At 70.4% G+C, this 19,047-nt stretch carries 12 protein-coding genes; 8 read left to right on the forward strand and 4 right to left on the reverse strand.

Going from position 1 to position 19,047, the window contains the following annotated elements:
• Positions 1–69: 69 nt before the first annotated feature.
• The gene (locus tag AC07F0_RS23315; RefSeq protein ID WP_478981526.1) at positions 70–507 is read right to left on the reverse strand and encodes a MarR family winged helix-turn-helix transcriptional regulator; all 438 of its coding nucleotides are present in this window, start codon (positions 505–507) and stop codon (positions 70–72) included.
• Between the two features lie 104 nt (positions 508–611).
• Between AC07F0_RS23315 and AC07F0_RS23320 the strand changes: the two genes are divergently transcribed.
• From AC07F0_RS23320 to AC07F0_RS23330, 3 genes are all read left to right on the forward strand, one after another.
• Complete coding sequence (locus AC07F0_RS23320) at positions 612–1,529, forward strand: quinone oxidoreductase family protein (RefSeq protein WP_478981528.1); 918 nt, start codon at positions 612–614, stop codon at positions 1,527–1,529.
• Positions 1,530–1,700: 171 nt separating this feature from the next.
• On the forward strand, positions 1,701–3,572 hold the full coding sequence (locus tag AC07F0_RS23325) for an exo-alpha-sialidase (protein WP_478981530.1): 1,872 nt from the start codon (positions 1,701–1,703) through the stop codon (positions 3,570–3,572).
• 11 nt (positions 3,573–3,583) lie between these two features.
• Positions 3,584–4,819, forward strand: a complete 1,236-nt coding sequence (locus AC07F0_RS23330) for a DUF4185 domain-containing protein (RefSeq protein WP_478981532.1) — start codon at positions 3,584–3,586, stop codon at positions 4,817–4,819.
• Here the strand turns inward: AC07F0_RS23330 and AC07F0_RS23335 are convergent.
• A complete protein-coding gene (locus tag AC07F0_RS23335; protein WP_478981859.1) occupies positions 4,755–5,768 on the reverse strand; it encodes a bile acid:sodium symporter family protein in 1,014 nt (337 codons plus the stop codon). The two genes, AC07F0_RS23330 and AC07F0_RS23335, sit on opposite strands and share 65 nt — an antisense overlap.
• Positions 5,769–5,951: 183 nt before the next feature.
• On the opposite strand from AC07F0_RS23335, the gene AC07F0_RS23340 reads away from it, so the two are divergent.
• From AC07F0_RS23340 to AC07F0_RS23350, 3 genes are all read left to right on the forward strand, one after another.
• The gene (locus AC07F0_RS23340; RefSeq protein ID WP_478981534.1) at positions 5,952–6,884 is read left to right on the forward strand and encodes a LysR substrate-binding domain-containing protein; all 933 of its coding nucleotides are present in this window, start codon (positions 5,952–5,954) and stop codon (positions 6,882–6,884) included.
• A 224-nt stretch (positions 6,885–7,108) separates the two neighbouring features.
• The gene (locus tag AC07F0_RS23345) at positions 7,109–8,935 is read left to right on the forward strand and encodes an AMP-dependent synthetase/ligase (RefSeq protein WP_478981536.1); all 1,827 of its coding nucleotides are present in this window, start codon (positions 7,109–7,111) and stop codon (positions 8,933–8,935) included.
• 74 nt (positions 8,936–9,009) lie between these two features.
• Positions 9,010–9,885 (forward strand): aldo/keto reductase, encoded by an 876-nt coding sequence (locus AC07F0_RS23350; protein ID WP_478981538.1) that lies wholly within the window; start codon positions 9,010–9,012, stop codon positions 9,883–9,885.
• A gap of 187 nt (positions 9,886–10,072) precedes the next feature.
• Here the strand turns inward: AC07F0_RS23350 and AC07F0_RS23355 are convergent, their stop codons facing one another.
• Both AC07F0_RS23355 and AC07F0_RS23360 read right to left on the reverse strand, forming a co-directional pair.
• Positions 10,073–10,984 carry a class I SAM-dependent methyltransferase gene (locus tag AC07F0_RS23355; RefSeq protein WP_478981540.1) on the reverse strand — a complete coding sequence of 304 codons (912 nt, stop codon included), beginning with the start codon at positions 10,982–10,984 and terminating at the stop codon, positions 10,073–10,075.
• Between the two features lie 139 nt (positions 10,985–11,123).
• Positions 11,124–12,845: a glycoside hydrolase family 6 protein gene (locus AC07F0_RS23360; RefSeq protein WP_478981542.1), complete on the reverse strand. Its 1,722-nt coding sequence runs from the start codon at positions 12,843–12,845 to the stop codon at positions 11,124–11,126.
• Between the two features lie 401 nt (positions 12,846–13,246).
• On the opposite strand from AC07F0_RS23360, the gene AC07F0_RS23365 reads away from it, so the two are divergent.
• Together AC07F0_RS23365 and AC07F0_RS23370 are read left to right on the forward strand one after the other, a co-directional pair.
• Positions 13,247–16,165 (forward strand): glycoside hydrolase family 48 protein, encoded by a 2,919-nt coding sequence (locus tag AC07F0_RS23365; protein WP_478981543.1) that lies wholly within the window; start codon positions 13,247–13,249, stop codon positions 16,163–16,165.
• A gap of 211 nt (positions 16,166–16,376) precedes the next feature.
• Positions 16,377–19,025 (forward strand): cellulose binding domain-containing protein, encoded by a 2,649-nt coding sequence (locus AC07F0_RS23370; RefSeq protein WP_478981545.1) that lies wholly within the window; start codon positions 16,377–16,379, stop codon positions 19,023–19,025.
• Positions 19,026–19,047: the final 22 nt, after the last annotated feature.

The raw sequence follows: 19,047 nt of genomic DNA on the forward strand, positions 1-19,047 counted from the left end.
CCCCGACCGGCGGGGAGCGCCCCCTGCGCCGCCGGGGCCCCGTCTCGGCCCGGCCCGGCAAAGCGGCCGTCAGTCGCCCGTGCCGGATATGCGCCGCAGCATCCCCGTGAACTGCTCGCGTTCGGCCTCCGACAGCGGGGCGAGCAGCTCGTCGTTGGCCGCGCGGGCCGCCTTCTCGCAGCGCGTCAGCAGCCGGGCTCCCCGGGCGGTGAGGGACACGGCGTTCTTCCGCCGGTCCTTCGGGTCCGGCTCGCGCACCACCAGGCCCGCCGTCTGGAGGTCGTTCAGGATGCCGACCAGGTCCTTGGGATCCAGCCCGACCCCGCGCCCGAGGTCGGCCTGCGCGACGGGGCCGAGGTCGCGGACGGCGGACAGCACCACGTGGTGCCACATCCGCATGTCCTGCTCGGCCAGCGCCGCGGCCACCAGGGCCCGGCCGCGTGCGGCGGCACGGCCGAGCAGCCAGCTGGGCAGCGAGCGGATCGCGGGGAGGGGGACTTCCGACATGGCCGCAGCCTAGCCAAGAAACCGTTGGTTCTCCCCATGATCCTCCTATACCGTTGGGGACCCCAACGAACTCGTGGGGACCACCCACGACATCCGGAGGTGCGATGCGCCGCGTCCGCTACGAATTCCGAGGCGGCCCCCTGTTCCTGGAGGAGGCTCCGGTGCCCGAGCCGGGCCCCGGAGAGCTGCTCGTGCGCGCGGAGGCGATCGGCGTCACGCTCCCGGTCGTCCGCAAGGTCGGCGAGGCGGCGGAGCCGGTCCCGCTCGGCGGCGAGATCGCCGGGGAGGTCACGGCCGTCGGCGAGGGCGTCACCCGCTTCGGCACCGGCGACCGCGTGACGGGGCTCTGCTTCGGCCATGGCTACGCCGACTTCGCGCTCCTGCACGAGGCCATGGCCTCGCCGGTCCCCGCGGACGCCGACGCCGTCACGGCCGTCGCCCTGGTCCGCAGCGGCCTGGTCGCCCTCGGCGCCCTGGAGGCGGCACGGCCCGAGCCGGGCGAGGCGGCCCTCGTCACCGCCGCGGCGAGCGGTGTCGGCCACCTGGCCGTGCAACTGGCCAGGGCGCGGGGCGCCGGACGGGTCGTGGGGGCCGTCTCCGATCCGGCCAAGGCCGGCTTCGTCCGCGGCCTCGGCGCCGACCACGTCGTCACCTACGGCGACGACACCTGGGGCACCCCGGCCGACTACGCCCTGGACGCGGTCGGCGGCGAGCTGCTCACGGCGGCCCTCGCCGCGCTCGCCCCGGGGGGACGCCTGGTGGCGTACAGCTCGGGCGGGGGCACCGTCCAGGCGTACGACCTGCTCGTGGGCGCCAAGTCGGTGATCGGGTTCCAGATGGCCCGTGTCGCCCGCGGGAAGCCGGAGTTGTACGAACAGTGGCGGGAGGAGCTGTGGCGGCTGTTCGCCGCCGGGGAGGTCAGGCCCGTCGTGCACCGGGAGTTCGCCCTTCAGGACGCGGCGAAGGCACACGGGGAGATCGAGGCGAGGGCCAATCTCGGCAAGGTCGTCCTGATCCCCTGACGCACGCTCCTTGTGGGGGGTCCGTGAAGCCAAGTACCGTCTGTGGCCCCACACATGGGACGTGGGATGTCCGGTTGACCGAATGTCCGCTCCCTGGACTTGTGGCCCCCGGATCTTTGTTCCCATGCCTCGGTGGTCCAGCCGACAGACGCATGAAGGGCAGGTCGCACCATGCCGTCAAGACTTCGCGCACGTCTGAGATCCACCCTGACAGCCGTCCTCACCGCCGCGGCTCTGCTCGCGCCCGTCGGCCCGGCCCGCGCCCAACCCGTCACCGTCTTACCGGAGTTCGAGCAACAGGTTCTCTTCAAGGCCTCCCAGGACCCCGGCTACGCGTGCTTCCGGATCCCCGCGATCGTGCGGACCACGGCCGGCACGCTGCTCGCCTTCGCCGAGGGCCGCGTCCTCAACTGCGGTGACGCGGCCGACATCGACATCGTCCTCAAACGCTCCACCGACGGCGGCCGCACCTGGGGACCGCTCCAGGTCGTCACCGAGGGCGCCGGCGACACGCACGGCAACCCGGCGCCCCTCGTGGACCGCAGGACCGGCCGGATCCTGCTGGCCGAGACGTACAACACGGGCCGTACGGACGCCGGCAACTGCACCGTCCCCTGCGACCGCACTCCGCACCTCCAGTACAGCGACGACGACGGCCGGACCTGGTCCGAGCCGCGCGACCTGAGCGACCAGATCCTGCCCGGCCACTGGAACTCCTGGTACGCCACCGGACCCGTGCACGGCATCCAGCTCACCCGCGGGAAGCACGCCGGGCGGCTGGTGTTCGGCGTCAACACCGAGACCTGGGACGGCAGCAGGGTCAGCGCCAACCACGCCGCGCTCATCGTCAGCGACGACGGGGGCGACCACTGGCGGATCGGCGCCACGGACTCCTGGCCGATAGCGCAGGACGGCATGTTCCGGCAGAAGCCCTCGGAAGTGACGCTCACCGAACGGGCCGACGGGGCCGTCCTCGTCAGCGGCCGCGAACAGGACGGCACCGACCTGGGGCACCGCTCCCAGACCCTCAGCCTGGACGGCGGCGACAGCTTCGCCACGCCCTTCCGCGCCCTCCCGGACCTATACACCCCGCAGGTCCAGGGCGCGACGCTGCGCCTCGGCGACCGGATGCTGCTGTCCGCCCCGGCCGATCCGGACCGCCGCCGGACGATGATGGTCCGTTCCTCCTACGACGGCGGGCGCACCTGGGACAGCGTGGACCGGGGCACGGTCGTCACCACGGACTGGTCCGGCTACTCCGACATGGCGGCGGTCGACTCCTCGACGGTGGGCCTGCTGTACGAGGGCGGCGCGGTCGACGCCCGCGACGAGATCCGCTTCGCCCGTTTCACCGAGGACTGGCTGAAACCGCGCCGTGGCGCCGACCCGACCACCCGCGACGCGGCACCGGGCGCGCGGCCGGCGGCCGTGCTCGGCGATGCCGGGCGGACGGCCGGTGTCCGCGGCAGTGCGCTGTCCTTCGACGGCACCGACGACGCCGTCCGTCTGCCGTACCGCTCCCGACTGCCGCTCGGCGACGGGGACTTCACGGCCTCGCTGTTCTTCCGCTACACGGCCACGACCGGCGAACAGCCCTTTCTGTGGATGGGCGGCATCGGCAGCACCCAGCCGCAGGTCTGGCTGCGCGGGGAGCCGGCGAGCGACCGGCTCCGGGCGCTCATCACCACCCGGTCGGGCGCGACGACCGTCCGGACGGCCTCGGTGTGGACGGACGGCGCCCACAACGACGGCCGCTGGCACCACCTGGTCCTGCGCCGGGGCGGCGGGCAACTGACCCTCTTCCTCGACGACATGCCGATCAGCGCCCCGGACGTGCCGGGCTCGGTCAGCCGTAACTCCCCGTTCGGCGTGCACATCGGCCAGCGCATGGACAGCCGGGCGTTCCTGACGGGGGCCATCGACGACGTCCGCGTCTGGAACCGGGCCCTGAGCGACGGGGAGTTGGGCGCCGGCACCAAGGCCGCGACCGCCTGGGGCACGGTGCTGTGGCTCCCCATGGACCGGGTGAGCGGCAGCAACTAACGTCACGGCACGTGCCCGACGACGTAAGCGCAGCACGAGCACGACAGCGCACGGGAACCGGGATCGGCCTGCTGCTGGTCCTGGTTCTCGGGGCCGCGCTGCTCATCGCCCTCCCCGAGGACGAGAGTCCGGACGACGACGTCTGCCGGGCGCGCACGGTCCGCTCCTGGCAGGCGGACGACGGCCTCACCGCCGAGTTCGCCCGCTACGGCGACGACGCGACCCGCACCGACGACTGGACCGGCGGCGACGGCACCCACTCGGTGCGGCTGCCGGACGGCCGGGTGCTGTGGCTGTTCTCCGACACCTACCTGGGCCGGGTGTACGGCCCGCCCAACCCGGCCGGCGAGTCCCACGCCTGGCGGGACACCACCGCGCCGCTGGTGCGCAACTCGGCCGTGCTGATGCGCGACGGCCGGCTGGAGACCACCCTCCCCGCCCCGCTCTTCGCCGACCCGGCGCCGAACCAGTGGCGCTGGCCGGTCGCCGCCCGCGTCGAACCCCGCTCCCCCGGCTCCTCGCAACAGGTCGTCCGGGTGCTGCTGTGGGTGCGCACGGCCGGCCAGGCCCCGTGGATCTACGGCGTGCCCACCGCGACCGAGGTGGCCACGCTGTCGCTGCCCGATCTGCGGCTGGAGTCGGTCGTCAAGGTGCTCGACCAGCAACTGGTCCCCGACCCGTCCCGGCGGGTGCTGTTCGGCACGACGCTGGTCGAGGAGGACGGCTGGACGTACGTCTTCGGCGGCGACGACGGCCGGGCCGCCTCCCGCCCGGCCTCGCACGCGTACGTGGCGCGGGTGCCGGAGGGCGGGCTCGGCGATCCGGCGGCCTGGCGGTACTGGAACGGCTCGGCGTGGGCGGCCGGCGCCCGCCCCCGGGCGGTGCTCGGGGACGGCCAGCGCAGGGGCGTGGGCAGCGCGTTCTCGGTCGTCCGGGACGGCGGGACGTACGTGCTGTTCACGATGGCCGCGGGCACGAAGGGCCTGACCACCGTCGCCTCGTACTGGGCGTGCTCCCCGGCCGGGCCGTGGCACGGGCCCGCGAAGGAGTTCAGCCCCTCGCTGCCGCAGGGCCAGGTGGCCGCCTACAACCCGCAGGCGCATCCGGTCCTGAGCGGCGACGGGCGTCTGGTGCTGAGCTACGACGTCAACTGGCTGGAGACGACGGGCGCCGCCGCCCAGCTCAGCCGGAACGTGGCCCTGTACCGACCGCGGTTCGTGACACTGCGGCTGGCTCCGTCGCGGTGACCTCCGGGCGGGGATCGTGCGAGCGGCGCTTGGCGATCACCGCGCAGACCATCAGCTGCATCTGGTGGAAGAGCATCAGCGGCAGCACGGCCAGCGACGCCTGCGCGCCGAACAGGACGCTCGCCATGGGCAGTCCGGCGGCCAGGGACTTCTTCGAACCGGCGAACTGGAGGGTGATCCGGTCCTCCCGGACGAAACCCAGAGCCTTGCCGCCGTACCAGGTCAGCAGCAGCATCACGGCGAGGATCACGGCCTCGACTACGAGCAGCCCGCCCAGCCGGAGGGGGCTGACCTGGTGCCAGATGCCCTGGACCATGCCCTGGCTGAACGCGGTGTAGACGACGAGCAGGATCGACCCGCGGTCCACCAGTGCGAGGACCTTCTTGTGGCGGGTGACGAAGCCCCCGATCCAGCGGCGCAGCAGCTGCCCGGCGAGGAACGGCACGAGGAGTTGCAGCACGATCTTCAACAGCGAGTCGGCGGAGAACCCGCCGCCGCTGCCGCCGAGCAGGGAGGCCGCGAGCAGCGGGGTGGCGATGATGCCGACGAGGGAGGAGAAGGAGCCCGCGCAGATCGCGGCGGGCACGTTGCCGCGGGCCATCGAGGTGAAGGCGATCGAGGACTGCACGGTCGACGGGACGAGCGTGAGGAAGAGCAGGCCCTGGTACAGCGGGTGCGTCAGGACCACCGGCACCAGCCCGCGGGCCGCCAGGCCGAGCAGCGGGAAGACGAGGAAGGTGCAGGCCAGGACCGTGATGTGGAGCCGCCAATGGCGCAGCCCGTCCAGGGCCTCACGGGTCGACAGCCGGGCGCCGTAGAGGAAGAACAGCAGGGCGATCGCCGCCGTGGAGGCACCCGACGCGACATCGGCGGCCGTCCCGCGCGCCGGGAACAGCGCGGCGACCCCCACCGTCGCGAGGAGGAGAAGGATGTACGGGTCGATCGGCATCCGACGCGGCCGGCGCAGGCGTTTCACGGTGCTCCACTTGCTCAGTGCTTACGGGCGGTACAGACGGTACGTACGTGCGGTAGAGGGCCGGTACGGCCCCCTTCCATCCTGCTCCCCGACCCGGCGATCGGGAATCCCGCATACCGCTCTTACTGTCATCACGTTCCGCGATAGCCTTGCAGCATGTACGACCCCGCCCATCTGCGCACCTTCCTGTCGGTGGCGCAGACGCTGAGCTTCACGCAGGCCGCCCGCCGGCTCGGGCTGCGGCAGTCCACCGTCAGCCAGCACGTGCGGCGGCTGGAGGACGCCACCGGGCGGACGCTGTTCACCCGGGACACGCACTCGGTGGAGCTCACGGAGGACGGCGAGGCCATGCTCGGGTTCGCGCGCCGGATCCTGGAGGTGCACGAGCAGGCGACGGCGTTCTTCACGGGCAACCGGCTGCGCGGCCGGTTGCGCTTCGGAGCGTCGGAGGACTTCGTGCTGACCCGCCTGCCGGAGATCCTGGAGGGCTTCCGGCACGATCACCCCGAGGTCGACCTGGAGCTGACGGTCGAGCTGTCGGGCACGCTGCACGAGCAGCTCGCCGCCGGGAAGCTGGACCTCGTCCTGGCCAAGCGGCGGCCGGAGGATCCGCGCGGCGAGCTGGTGCGGCGCGACAGGCTGGTGTGGATCGGCGCGGAGCGCCTCCGGCTCGACCCGGGCCGGCCCGTGCCGCTCATCGTCTATCCGCCGCCGGGCATCACCCGCGCGCTCGCCCTGGAGGCGCTGGAGCGGCAGGGCCGCGAGTGGCGTGTGGTGTGCACGAGCGGTTCTCTCAACGGCCTCGTCGCGGCGGCCCGGGCGGGGCTCGGCGTGATGGCCCACTCCCGCGGCCTCATCCCGCCGGGCCTGGTCCGGGTCCCGGACCGGGCGGGGCTGCCGGAACTGGGACGGGTCGACTTCGTCGTGGTCCACGGCCGGCGGAGCCCCGCGGCCCAGGGGGTGACGGACGCCCTGGCCGCGGCGATCCTGGCGGGCGGCGACCGACTGAACCGGAGTGACGAAATCCGCCTACGGGGCGCTGACAGAAGAGACGGCCGGGCACCGCGCACGAGGAGCCCCGGGCCGTAGGGGGTCGTACAGATTCGGTGGAGATTACGGCTCCGAAACTTACTCAACCGTCAGGATTCTGTCCGACCCTTCCCCATGTGGGCGCATTTTCCCTCCCTGACCAGTGCGGACAAGCGCGCTGCTCGCCTTCGCCACCCCTCCCGCCCTCTGCCCGGTTGGGGTAGCTTTCACGGCGCTGTGCGGAGCGTCACTCAACAAAAGCGCTGAGGAGCGGGGAGCGGGGTTTGCGCGAGTTCACCAACCCTCCGTTGGCGTTGGCACCTCCGGTGGGCGGTCTGGCCGACGTGGTCTTCCAGCATGCTCAGGAGGACCCGCTGCGCATCGCGCTGGGCCGCAAGGACGAGTCCGGGCAGTGGCGCGACGTCACCAGCGCCGAGTTCCGCGACGAGGTGCTCGCCCTGGCCAAGGGCCTGCTGGCGAGCGGTATCCGGTTCGGCGACCGGGTCGCGATCATCTCCCGTACGCGTTACGAGTGGACGCTGTTCGACTACGCGCTGTGGACGATCGGCGCCCAGGTCGTGCCGGTCTACCCGACGTCCTCGGCCGAGCAGTGCTTCTGGATGCTGCACGACGCCGAGGTGACGGCCGCGGTCGTGGAGCACGAGGACCACGCGATGACGATCGCCACCGTCATCGACCGGCTGCCCCAGCTGCGCCGCCTGTGGCAGCTCGACTCCGGCGCCGTGCACGAGCTGTACGACGCCGGCGCGCACCTCGACGACGAGGTGGTGCACCGCCACCGGCAGGCCGTCACTCCCGACTCGGTCGCCACGATCATCTACACCTCGGGCACCACCGGCCGCCCCAAGGGCTGTGTCATCACGCACGGCAACTTCATGTACGAGGCGGACACCGTCATCGAGCGCTGGGAGCCGGTGTTCCACTCCAAGCGGGGCGACGAGGCCGCCACCCTGCTGTTCCTGCCGCTCGCCCACGTCTTCGGGCGGATGGTCCAGGTCGCCGGGATCCGCGGCAAGGTGAAGTTCGGCCATCAGCCGCAGCTGAACGCGGCGGCCTTGCTGCCCGACCTGGCCGCGTTCAAGCCGACGTTCTTCCTGGCCGTGCCGTACATCTTCGAGAAGGTGTTCAACGCGGCCCGCCGCAAGGCCGAGAAGGAGGGGCGTTCCGGCCCGTTCGAGAAGGCCGTCGACATCGCCATCAAGTACGCGGACGCGATGGAGGCGAAGGCGTGGGGAACCGGCCCCGGCCCGTCGGCCGGCCTGCGCATGCAGCACCAGTTGTTCGACAAGCTCGTCTACGCCAAGATCCGCGCCGCGATGGGCGGCCGTATCAAGCACGCCATGTCGGGCGGTTCGGCGATGGACCGGCGGCTCGGCCTGTTCTTCGCCGGGGCGGGCGTGCATATCTACGAGGGCTACGGCCTGACCGAGTCGACGGCCGCCGCGACCGCCAATCCGCCCGGCCGCACCCGGTTCGGCACGGTCGGGCAGCCCATCCCCGGCATGACCGTGCACATCGCGGACGACGGCGAGATCTGGCTGCACGGCCAGAACGTCTTCCAGGGCTACCTCAACAACCCCAAGGCGACCGACCAGACCCTGCACGACGGCTGGCTGGCCACCGGCGACCTCGGCGCGCTCGACGAGGACGGCTACCTCACCATCACCGGCCGCAAGAAGGAGATCCTGGTCACATCGGGTGGCAAGAGTGTTTCGCCCGGCGTGCTGGAGGAACGCGTCCGTGACCATCCACTGGTCAACCAGTGCATCGTCGTCGGCAACGACCGCCCGTACATCGCCGCCCTCGTGACCCTCGACCAGGAGGCCGTGGAGCACTGGCTGACGATGCGGGGCAAGCCGCGGATGTCCGCGGCGGAACTGGTGCGCGACGCGGATCTGGAGACGGAGGTGCGGCGCGCGGTCGTCGCGGCCAACACCCTTGTCTCGCAGGCGGAGTCGATCCGCACCTTCCGCATCCTGGCCCAGCCGTTCACCGAGGAGCACGGGCTGCTGACGCCGTCCCTGAAGCTGAAGCGGAAGGCGATCGAAAAGGCGTACGAGAACGAGGTCGAGGCACTGTACCGGGCGTGAACCGCCGGGTAACAGGTGGATCGCACGCCGGAATTCTCCCGTCAGGAATGCATCACGCCTCGTGATCGTTGACGATGGGATGTACACCTGACCGCAAACCGAAGGATCGAGAGCTCGTGAGCAAGGTCCCCCCGATCATCCTGAACAACGGCGTCGAGATGCCCCAGCTGGGCTTCGGCGTCTGGCAGGTGCCGGACGATCAGGCCGAGTCGGCCGTCGCGACGGCACTGGAGGCCGGGTACCGCAGCATCGACACAGCGGCGATCTACGGCAACGAGAAGGGCACCGGCAAGGCCATCGCCGCGTCCGGTCTCCCCCGCGAGGAGCTGTTCGTCACGACGAAGCTCTGGAACGCCGACCAGGGGTACGACTCGACTCTGCGCGCCTTCGACACGTCGCTGGACAAGCTCGGCCTGGACTTCGTCGACCTGTACCTGATCCACTGGCCGCTGCCGGCCCGGGGTACCTACGTCGACACGTACAAGGCGTTCGAGAAGCTGCACGCCGACGGCCGGATCCGGGCCATCGGTGTCTCCAACTTCCTTCCCGAGCACCTGGAGCGGCTGATCGGCGAGACGTCGGTCATTCCGGCCGTGAACCAGATCGAGCTGCACCCGCACCTCCAGCAGAGCGCCGCCCGTGAGTACCACGCGGAGCAGGGCATCGCCACGGAGGCCTGGTCGCCGCTCGGCCAGGGCAAGGGCCTGCTGGAGGTCCCGGCGATCGTGGCCATCGCCCGGAAGCACAACCGCACTCCGGCCCAGGTCGTCCTGCGCTGGCACATCCAGCTGGGCAACGTGGTCATCCCGAAGTCCGTGACGCCGGCGCGGATCAAGGAGAACATCGAGGTGTTCGACTTCAGCCTGGACACGGAGGACCTGGCGGCCATCAGCGCCCTCAACGAGGACCGCCGCCTGGGCCCGGACCCGGCGACGTTCGACGGCGCGTGAGGAATCCGACTGCCCGCAGCTCACCTGGCTGCGGGCAGTCGTGCCTCCCCCAATGCCTTAAGGGCCTGGGAGGTACCCCCAGGCGGCACGGGCGGGCGCAGCGGCACCCCGCACAGCCGGGCTGCGCACCCACCCGCCCCCACAACGCCGGGCCCCCCGTACCAGACCGGCTGCCCCAGCGCCCGTACTAGCCAGCCCGAACCGCCGTGTGCACCGTATGGGCCTCCAGAACGAACACATCCGACCGGCGGTGCAGACTCGCCTCGTCGTCAGAATCGAGCAGCCGGTCAAGCGTCGCGAGATCTCCCGCGTCGAGTTCGTCCGCCAGCCGCTCCCTCATGTGCGACAGGGACGCCACGACATAGGCACGGGCCCGCTCCGAGGCGGGTGCGGGGAGGTCGAGCAGGAACGTGTGCGTCCTGGTGTGCTTCAGTCCCGCGGCGGCCAGCAGCCCCGGCCAGTCCTCCGTCTCCGCGACATGGCCCGGCAGCTCCGCCCGCATCCGCGTGAACCACTCCGCCTCCACCGCGTCGATGCGCGCCTGGAGCCCGGGCCGGCCGATGCCGATGTCGCGCGGCAGGAACCGCGGGGGCAGTCCGCCCTCCATGAGGGCGAGGGTGCCGCCGGGCGCCAGCCGCGCGGCGAAGGCGGTGAGCGCGGCCCGCTGGTCGCCCAGGTGGTGCAGGCTGCGGCTCGCCCAGAGCAGGTCGGCGGGGTAGTCCAACTGGTCGAGTACGTCCGGGAGTTCACCGGCGATTGTGCCGAAGCGGTCGGCGACCCCCAGCCGCTCGGCCCGTGCCCGGGCCCGCTCCAGCAGCGGCTCGGAGCCGTCCACCGCGACGATCCGCGCGCCAGGGAACGTCTCGGCGAACAGACAGGACACGACGCCCGGCCCGCTGCCCGCGTCGACGATCAGGCCCGGCTCGGTCACCTCCTTCGCCAGCCAGGCCATGGCCCGCTCGTAGAGGGACGCGAACAGCTCCGCCTGTGACTCCAGCTTCGGGCCCATCTCGGCCCAGTCGATGTCCGTGGGGCCGTGGTGGTGGCCATGGCCATGGCCATGCCTGTGTTCGTGGTTGTTGTGGTGGTCGTGCGCCATGGTGGTCAGCCTCTCCCTCGGATGCCGCCAGCCTGCGCCGACGCACCGGGGGAAGGCCACCACTCTTGCCGCTCCCGCAAAAAAATGATCCGCCGGGGCCGGAGCCCCGGCGGATCCGTGGGGACGGGGTGTCAGCCGGTCAGGACAGCGGCGGGTACGCGTTCTGCATCAGCTGCCGGAACTGGGCGGAGAACCACTGCCCGGACAGCGGGGCGTCCGGCAGGGCACCGGACGGGTTGTTGCCGTTGCGCGGGTTGCCCTTGTACGCCGGGTCGCACATCTCGTCGAAGCCCTTGCCCTCGTCGTTCGGGATCGCCTTGCTCGCCCCGTCGGACTCGCCCGGCGGCTTCATCCACACGTAGGCGTCGATCCCGGCGGCCGGGCTGGCCTTCGGGCGTTCGCCGAGGCCGGCTCCGGACTGGTTGCACCAGTTGCCGGGGTTGATGCGGCGGTCGTAGCGGCCGCCGTCGACATAGGCGTCGACGGAGGTCTGGGGGCCGGGACCGGCGGGCCGGGCGGTGCCGCCCCAGCCGTTGCGGGAGGTGTCGATCAGCATGCCGATGCCGGAGTTGAAGCCGACCGAGACCAGCTGGTTGCGGAACGCCTGGGCGAAGGACAGCTCGTCGACGTAGCGGTTCCAGTCGACCCACTTCGACTCGCGGACGGACTTGCCGGCCACGTTGTCGCTGATGGAGAAGTGGTCTTCCTTCAGGGCGCTGTAGTTCGCCGTGTTGGTGATGAAGCCGTGGACGTCGTTGACGGTCGCGCCCTCGGCGGTCGCCGCCTCCTTGAACAGGGTCGCGGAGGGACCGAAGTTGTCGTCCCAGCCGATCCAGCCGTGGTGGCCGGCGTCGACGTAGTTGTAGACGTTCGGCACGTCGCCGAGCTTGTTCAGCGCGTAGCCGACGCCCTTGATGTAGTTGCCGTTGGCCTTCATCACGTCGCACTGCGGGGTGGCCGTGGGGCGGCTGCCGGTGTTGGTGACGAGGTTCGGCAGCGAGTCGATCTCGACGGTGGTGACGATCCGCAGTGAGGAGTACTTCGAGTCGGCGAGGATCGCCTTGATCGGGTCGATGTACTCCGTCTTGTACCGGCCGATCTCGTCGGGCTTCAGCTCGCCGTTGGAGGCCAGGGCGGCGCAGTCACGGCCGGGCAGGTTGTAGATGACGAGCTGGACGACGAGCTCTCCGGAGCCCTTCTGCCGCAGCGCCTCGTCGAGGTGGGCGCGCAGGCCCATCTTGCCGCCCGCACCATTGATCGCGGCGATCCGGTCCAGCCACACACCGGTCGGCTGGTTGGCGACCCGGCTGCCGCCCGGCTCGGCCGCGGCCTTCGCGGACCACTCCGGGTTCACATACACCTTGGCACCCTCATAGGGGTTGTTCACCCGGTTGGCGGGGCCGCCCGGGTCCGGCGGGTCCGTGGGGCCGCCGGGGCCGCCGCCGTCGACGTTGCAGGTCACGCCGTCGAGGGTGAAGGTGGCCGGGATCGCGTTGCTGCCGCTGTAGGAACCCTGGAAGCCGAAGCTGACCGAACCGCCCGTCGCGAGCTGGGCGTTGTAGCTCTCGTTGGCCGCGGTGACGTCGGCACCACTCTGGCTGATCTTGGCGTTCCAGCCGCTGGTGACCTTCTGGTTGCCGGCGTACGACCACTTCAGCGACCACGAGGACTTCGCGGCGCTGTTGTTGGTGATGGTCACGGCGGCGGTGAAGCCGGTGCTCCACTGGTTCTGCACCTTGTAGTCGACGGTGCAGGGAACCGCGGCGGTGCCGATGCCGCCCGGATCGACGGCGAACGCCGTGCCGGTGGCTCCGGCCACCAGGGCCATGGCGGCCAGTAACGCTGTTCTCGTACGGCTCATGAGTGCGGGTTTCCCTTTCGGTGGTGGGGGTGTCAGCCGTTCAGGGCGCGCTCCGACAAGGACATGAGGAACCCGGCACCGGCTCTCGCGCAGCCGGGGACGACCGCGAGGGCGGCGGCTCAAAGTACTGAACGCGAGGGGTGTCGCTTGAGCGACTCCTTGCAGGCCGGGCCCGTCGTGACGGACGCGTCGACTGATGGAATCGCTCCCACTGGTGTCAAGGAAGGTAGCGCCAAGTGTCAGCAAAGAACAGGGGAGTCACTGACTTTCGCTCAACACGGGGTGTCGAATCTTTTCGACTCTTCAAGGTCCTTGACCGATACCACACCCGTCCTCACTATGGGAGCGCTCCCACTGGTTCAAGCCTTGACTTCTCCGAGCCGCAAGGAGGAACCAGCACCATGCATCCCCCACCCCGGCGGCGGAGAGCCGTGCGGCGTCTGTGGACCGCCGCACTCGCAGCTCTCGCGCTTCCGTTGACGATGCTCTCCTCAGGGTCGACCACCGCGCAGGCGGCCGCACTTCAGTGCAGTGTCGATTACAAGACGAACGACTGGGGCTCCGGCTTCACCGCGGACCTGACCCTCACCAACCGCGGCACGGACGCCATCGACGGCTGGACGCTGACCTACGCCTACTCCGGCAACCAGAAGCTGGGCAACGGCTGGAACGGCACCTGGTCGCAGTCCGGCCAGAACATCACCGTCAAGAACGCCGCCCACAACGCGCGGGTCGCCGCGGGCGCAGCCGTCTCCACCGGCGCCCAGTTCTCCTACAGCGGCAGTAACACCGCGCCCACGTCCTTCGCGGTCAACGGCACACCCTGCACCGGCGCGCACCAGCCGCCGATCGCCGTGCTGACCAGCCCGGCCGCCGGCGCCGTCTACACCCAGGGCCAGGCGGTCCCGCTGGCCGCCACCGCGGCCGCCGCGGACAACGCCACGATCAGCAAGGTGGAGTTCTACGACGACACCAAGCTGCTGGGCACGGACACGAGCGCGCCGTACGCGCTGTCCGTCTCCGATTTGACCGTGGGCAGTCATTCTCTGGTGGCGAAGGCCTACGACAGCATGGGCGCCTCCGCCGACTCCACCCCGGTCGGCATCACGGTCGCCTCCGGCCCCACCGTCGTCGCCTCGCCGCTCCAACTGGGCGTGCAGTCCGGCAAGTCGGGCACGTACGAGGTGAAGCTGTCCAAGCAGCCGGCGTCCAACGTGACGGTGACGTCGGCCCGCGCGAGCGGCAACTCGGGCCTGTCGGTCACCGGCGGCGCCTCGCTCACCTTCACCCCGCAGAACTGGAACACCGCGCAGAAGGTGACCGTCACGGCCGCCAACTCGGGTACCGGTTCCGCCGTGTTCGAGTCGACGGCCGCGGGCCACGCCAAGGCCTCGGTCACCGTCACCCAGCTGGCGGCCACCAAGGCGTACGACGCCCGCTTCCTGGAGCTCTACGGGAAGATCACCAACCCGGCGAACGGCTACTTCTCCCCCGAGGGCATTCCGTACCACTCGGTCGAGACGCTGATCGTCGAGGCGCCGGACCACGGTCACGAGACCACCTCGGAGGCGTACAGCTACCTCCTGTGGCTCCAGGCGATGTACGGCAAGGTGACGGGCGACTGGTCCAAGTTCAACGGGGCGTGGGAGCTCATGGAGAAGTACATGATCCCCACGCACGCGGACCAGCCGACCAACTCCTTCTACAACGCCTCGAAGCCGGCGACCTACGCGCCCGAGCTGGACACCCCGGGCGAGTACCCGGCCAGGCTCGACACCGGCGTCTCGGTCGGCCGGGACCCGATCGCGGCCGAGCTGAAGAGCGCGTACGGCACGGACGACGTCTACGGCATGCACTGGCTCCAGGACGTCGACAACGTCTACGGCTACGGCAACTCGCCCGGCAAGTGCGAGGCGGGACCGTCGGACACCGGCCCGTCGTACATCAACACCTTCCAGCGCGGCGCGCAGGAGTCGGTGTGGGAGACGGTGCCGCAGCCGACCTGTGACGCCTTCAAGTACGGCGGCAAGAACGGCTATCTGGACCTGTTCACCGGTGACGCCTCCTACGCCAAGCAGTGGAAGTTCACCAACGCGCCGGACGCCGACGCGCGCGCCGTGCAGGCCGCCTACTGGGCGGACCTGTGGGCGAAGGAGCAGGGCAAGGGCGGACAGGTCTCCGGGACCGTCGCCAAGGCGGCCAAGATGGGCGACTACCTGCGCTACTCCATGTTCGACAAGTACTTCAAGAAGATCGGCAACTGCGTCGGTCCGTCGACCTGTGCGGCCGGCACCGGCAAGGACGCCTCGATGTACCTGATGTCCTGGTACTACGCCTGGGGCGGCGCCACCGACACCTCGGCAGGCTGGGCCTGGCGCATCGGCTCCAGTCACGCCCACGGCGGCTACCAGAACCCGCTCGCCGCATACGCGCTGAGCAGCTACGCCCCGCTGAAGCCCAAGTCGGCGACGGGCGCGGCCGACTGGGCCAAGTCCATGGACCGGCAGCTGGAGTTCTACCGCTGGCTGCAGTCGAACGAGGGTGCCATCGCCGGCGGCGCGACCAACAGCTGGGCGGGCCGGTACGCGACCCCGCCCGCCGGGAAGTCGACGTTCTACGGCATGTACTACGACGAGAAGCCGGTCTACCACGACCCGCCGTCCAACCAGTGGTTCGGCTTCCAGGCGTGGTCGATGGAGCGGGTCGCCGAGCTGTACCAGCAGACGGGGAACGCGCAGGCCAAGACGGTCCTCGACAAGTGGGTCGACTGGGCGCTGTCCAAGACCACGTTCAACCCGGACGGCACGTTCCGCATCCCGTCGACGCTCCAGTGGTCGGGCCAGCCCGACACCTGGAACGCCTCCAGCCCCGGCTCCAACAGCGGGCTGCACGTCACCGTCGCCGACTACACCAACGACGTCGGTGTGGCGGCCTCGTACGCCAAGACCCTGACGTACTACGCCGACCGCTCCGGTGACACGGAGGCCGCGGCGGCGGCGAAGAAGCTGCTGGACGGTATGTGGGCGAACCACCAGGACGACATCGGGGTCGCCGTCCCGGAGAACCGCGCGGACTACAACCGGTTCGACGACTCGGTGTCGATCCCGAGTGGCTGGACGGGCACGATGCCGAACGGTGACGCGATCAACTCGTCGTCGACGTTCGACTCGATCCGGTCCTTCTACGAGGACGATCCCGCCTGGTCGAAGATCGAGAGTTATCTCGCGGGCGGTGCGGTGCCGTCGTTCACGTATCACCGGTTCTGGGCTCAGGCGGATATCGCCCTGGCCATGGGCTCGTACGCGGAGCTTCTCGAATAGCCCCCGCCGGGCGCTCCGCGGGTTGGGCGGTTGTTGTCTGCGGGCCGTATGTGGCTGGTCGCGCAGTTCCCCGCGCCCCTGAGCAGCGTCCGAAGCTCTGCGTTCGAGGTCCCGTCACCTGACGACGGGGCCGACCGGCCGGGCGGTCCCCACCCGCACTGGGGGCCGCCCGGCTCTCGCACGTTCCCCCTCCCACGGAAGGAACCCCACCGTGCGAAGAACCCGCATACTCACGGCCGTGCTCGCGTTGGCGGCCGGGCTGTTGTCGGGCGCTCCTGTCGCCCTGGCCGCCGATCCGCCGTCGACGAAGATCGCCGCCGATACGTACTCCTGGAAGAACGCACGGATCGACGGAGGCGGTTTTGTCCCCGGGATCGTCTTCAACCGGACCGAGAAGAACCTCGCCTACGCCCGGACCGACATCGGCGGCGCCTATCGGTGGCAGGAGGCGTCGAAGACCTGGACGCCGCTGCTGGACTCCATCGGGTGGGACGACTGGGGGCACACGGGGGTCGTCAGCATCGCCTCCGACTCCGTCGACCCGGACAAGGTGTACGCGGCGGTCGGTACGTACACCAACAGCTGGGATCCGAAGAACGGTGCGGTCATGCGCTCCTCCAACCGGGGCGCGAGCTGGCAGAAGGCGAATCTGCCGTTCAAGCTGGGCGGCAACATGCCGGGGCGAGGCATGGGCGAGCGGCTGGCCGTCGACCCGAACCGGAACAGCGTGCTGTATCTGGGCGCGCCCAGCGGCAAGGGGCTGTGGCGGTCGACCGACTCGGGCGTGACCTGGTCGCAGGTGACGAACTTCCCCAACGTCGGCAACTACGCGCAGGACCCGAGTGACACGAGCGGCTACGCCTCCGACAACCAGGGCATCGTCTGGGTCACCTTCGACGAGTCCACGGGCACCTCGGGCAGCGCCACCAAGACGATCTACGTGGGGGTCGCCGACAAGGACAACGCGGTGTACCGCTCGATTGACGCGGGCGCGACCTGGCAGCGGCTGGCCGGGCAGCCCACCGGCCACCTCGCCCACAAGGGCGTCCTGGACGCGAAGAACGGCTATCTGTACCTCGCCTACAGCGACAAGGGCGGACCGTACGACGGCGGCAAGGGACAGCTGTGGCGGTACGCGACCGGAACCGGGACCTGGAAGGACATCAGCCCGGTGGCGGAGGCCGACACCTTCTACGGCTTCAGCGGGCTGACGGTGGACCGGCAGAAGCCGGGCACGGTGATGGCGACCGCGTACAGCGCCTGGTGGCCGGACACGCAGATCTTCCGCTCCACGGACAGCGGCGCGACCTGGACCAAGGCGTGGGACTACACGTCGTACCCGAACCGCGAGAACCGCTACACGATGGACGTCTCGTCCTCGCCGTGGCTGACCTGGGGCGCCAACCCACAGCCGCCCGAGCAGACCCCGAAGCTCGGGTGGATGACGGAGGCCCTGGAGATCGACCCGTTCAACTCTAACCGCATGATGTACGGGACGGGCGCGACGATCTACGGCACGGAGAACCTCACCAACTGGGACAGCGGAAGCAGGTTCGCCGTCAAACCGATGGTGCAGGGGCTGGAGGAGACGGCGGTCAACGACCTGGCGTCACCGCCGTCGGGCGCGCCGCTGCTGAGCGCGCTGGGTGACATCGGCGGCTTCCGGCACACGGATCTGACGAAGGTCCCGTCGATGATGTTCACCCAGCCGAACTTCACGACGACCACGAGCCTGGACTTCGCCGAGTCGAACCCGAACACGGTCGTCCGGGTCGGCGACCTCGACTCCGGTCCGCACATCTCGTTCTCGACGGACAACGGCGCCAACTGGTTCGCGGGGACCGACCCCTCGGGCGTCAGCGGCGGCGGCACGGTCGCGGCGGCGGCCGACGGCAGCCGGTTCCTGTGGAGCCCGCAGGGCGCCGGCGTGCACCACACGACCGGCTTCGGCACGTCGTGGCAGGCGTCCGGCGGGATCCCCTCCGGGGCGATCGTCGAGTCGGACCGCGTCGACCCGAAGACCTTCTACGGCTTCAAGTCCGGGAAGTTCTACGTCAGTACGGACGGCGGGGCCACATTCAAGGAGTCACCGGCGACGGGGCTGCCCGGAGGTGACAGTGTCCGCTTCAAGGCCCTGCCCGGCGGGAAGGGCGACGTGTGGCTGGCGGGCGGCGCGCATGACGGGGCGTACGGCCTGTGGCACTCGACGGACGGCGGCACGAGTTTCACGAAGCTGCAGAACGTCGAACAGGCCGACACCATCGGCTTCGGCAAGGCGGCCCCCGGCGCCTCCTACCAGACGCTCTACACCAGCGCGAAGATCGGCGGCGTGCGCGGCATCTTCCGCTCCACGGACAAGGGCGCGAGCTGGACCCGTATCAACGACGACACCCACCAGTGGGGCTGGACGGGCGCGGCCATCACCGGTGACCCGAGGGTGTACGGCAGGGTGTACGTGTCGACGAACGGCCGTGGCGTCATCTACGGCGACAGCTCCGACGGCGGCACCACGGGCCCCGGGCCCGGCCCCGAGCCGAACGGTGCCTGCAAGGTGACGTACAAGATCACGAGCCAGTGGTCGGGCGGCTTCCAGGCGGACGTGCAGCTCACCAACACCGGTGCCGGCGTCTGGAACGGCTGGTCGCTCGGCTGGTCCTTCGCCGACGGTCAGAAGCTGACCCAGGCGTGGAACGCCGAGGCCTCGCAGTCGGGTTCGGCGGTGACGGCGAAGAACGTCGGCTGGAACGGCAACGTGGCGGCGGGCTCGTCCGTGAGCTTCGGCTTCACGGCCAACTCGTCGGGGACGAACACGAAACCGACGGCGTTCAAGCTGGGTGACCACAGCTGCACGGTGGCCTGACCGTGCTATTCGAGGGCGTATG

The sequence above is a fragment of the Streptomyces sp. NPDC045955 genome (genome assembly GCF_056430805.1).

Coding starts and splice junctions, on each gene's coding strand:
- AC07F0_RS23315 (WP_478981526.1), bottom strand. CDS start 507: ATGTCGGAAGTCCCCCTCCCCGCGATCCGCTCGCTGCCCAGCTGGCTG.
- AC07F0_RS23320 (WP_478981528.1), top strand. CDS start 612: ATGCGCCGCGTCCGCTACGAATTCCGAGGCGGCCCCCTGTTCCTGGAG.
- AC07F0_RS23325 (WP_478981530.1), top strand. CDS start 1,701: ATGCCGTCAAGACTTCGCGCACGTCTGAGATCCACCCTGACAGCCGTC.
- AC07F0_RS23335 (WP_478981859.1), bottom strand. CDS start 5,768: ATGCCGATCGACCCGTACATCCTTCTCCTCCTCGCGACGGTGGGGGTC.
- AC07F0_RS23340 (WP_478981534.1), top strand. CDS start 5,952: ATGTACGACCCCGCCCATCTGCGCACCTTCCTGTCGGTGGCGCAGACG.
- AC07F0_RS23350 (WP_478981538.1), top strand. CDS start 9,010: ATGGGATGTACACCTGACCGCAAACCGAAGGATCGAGAGCTCGTGAGC.
- AC07F0_RS23355 (WP_478981540.1), bottom strand. CDS start 10,984: ATGGCGCACGACCACCACAACAACCACGAACACAGGCATGGCCATGGC.
- AC07F0_RS23360 (WP_478981542.1), bottom strand. CDS start 12,845: ATGAGCCGTACGAGAACAGCGTTACTGGCCGCCATGGCCCTGGTGGCC.
- AC07F0_RS23365 (WP_478981543.1), top strand. CDS start 13,247: ATGCATCCCCCACCCCGGCGGCGGAGAGCCGTGCGGCGTCTGTGGACC.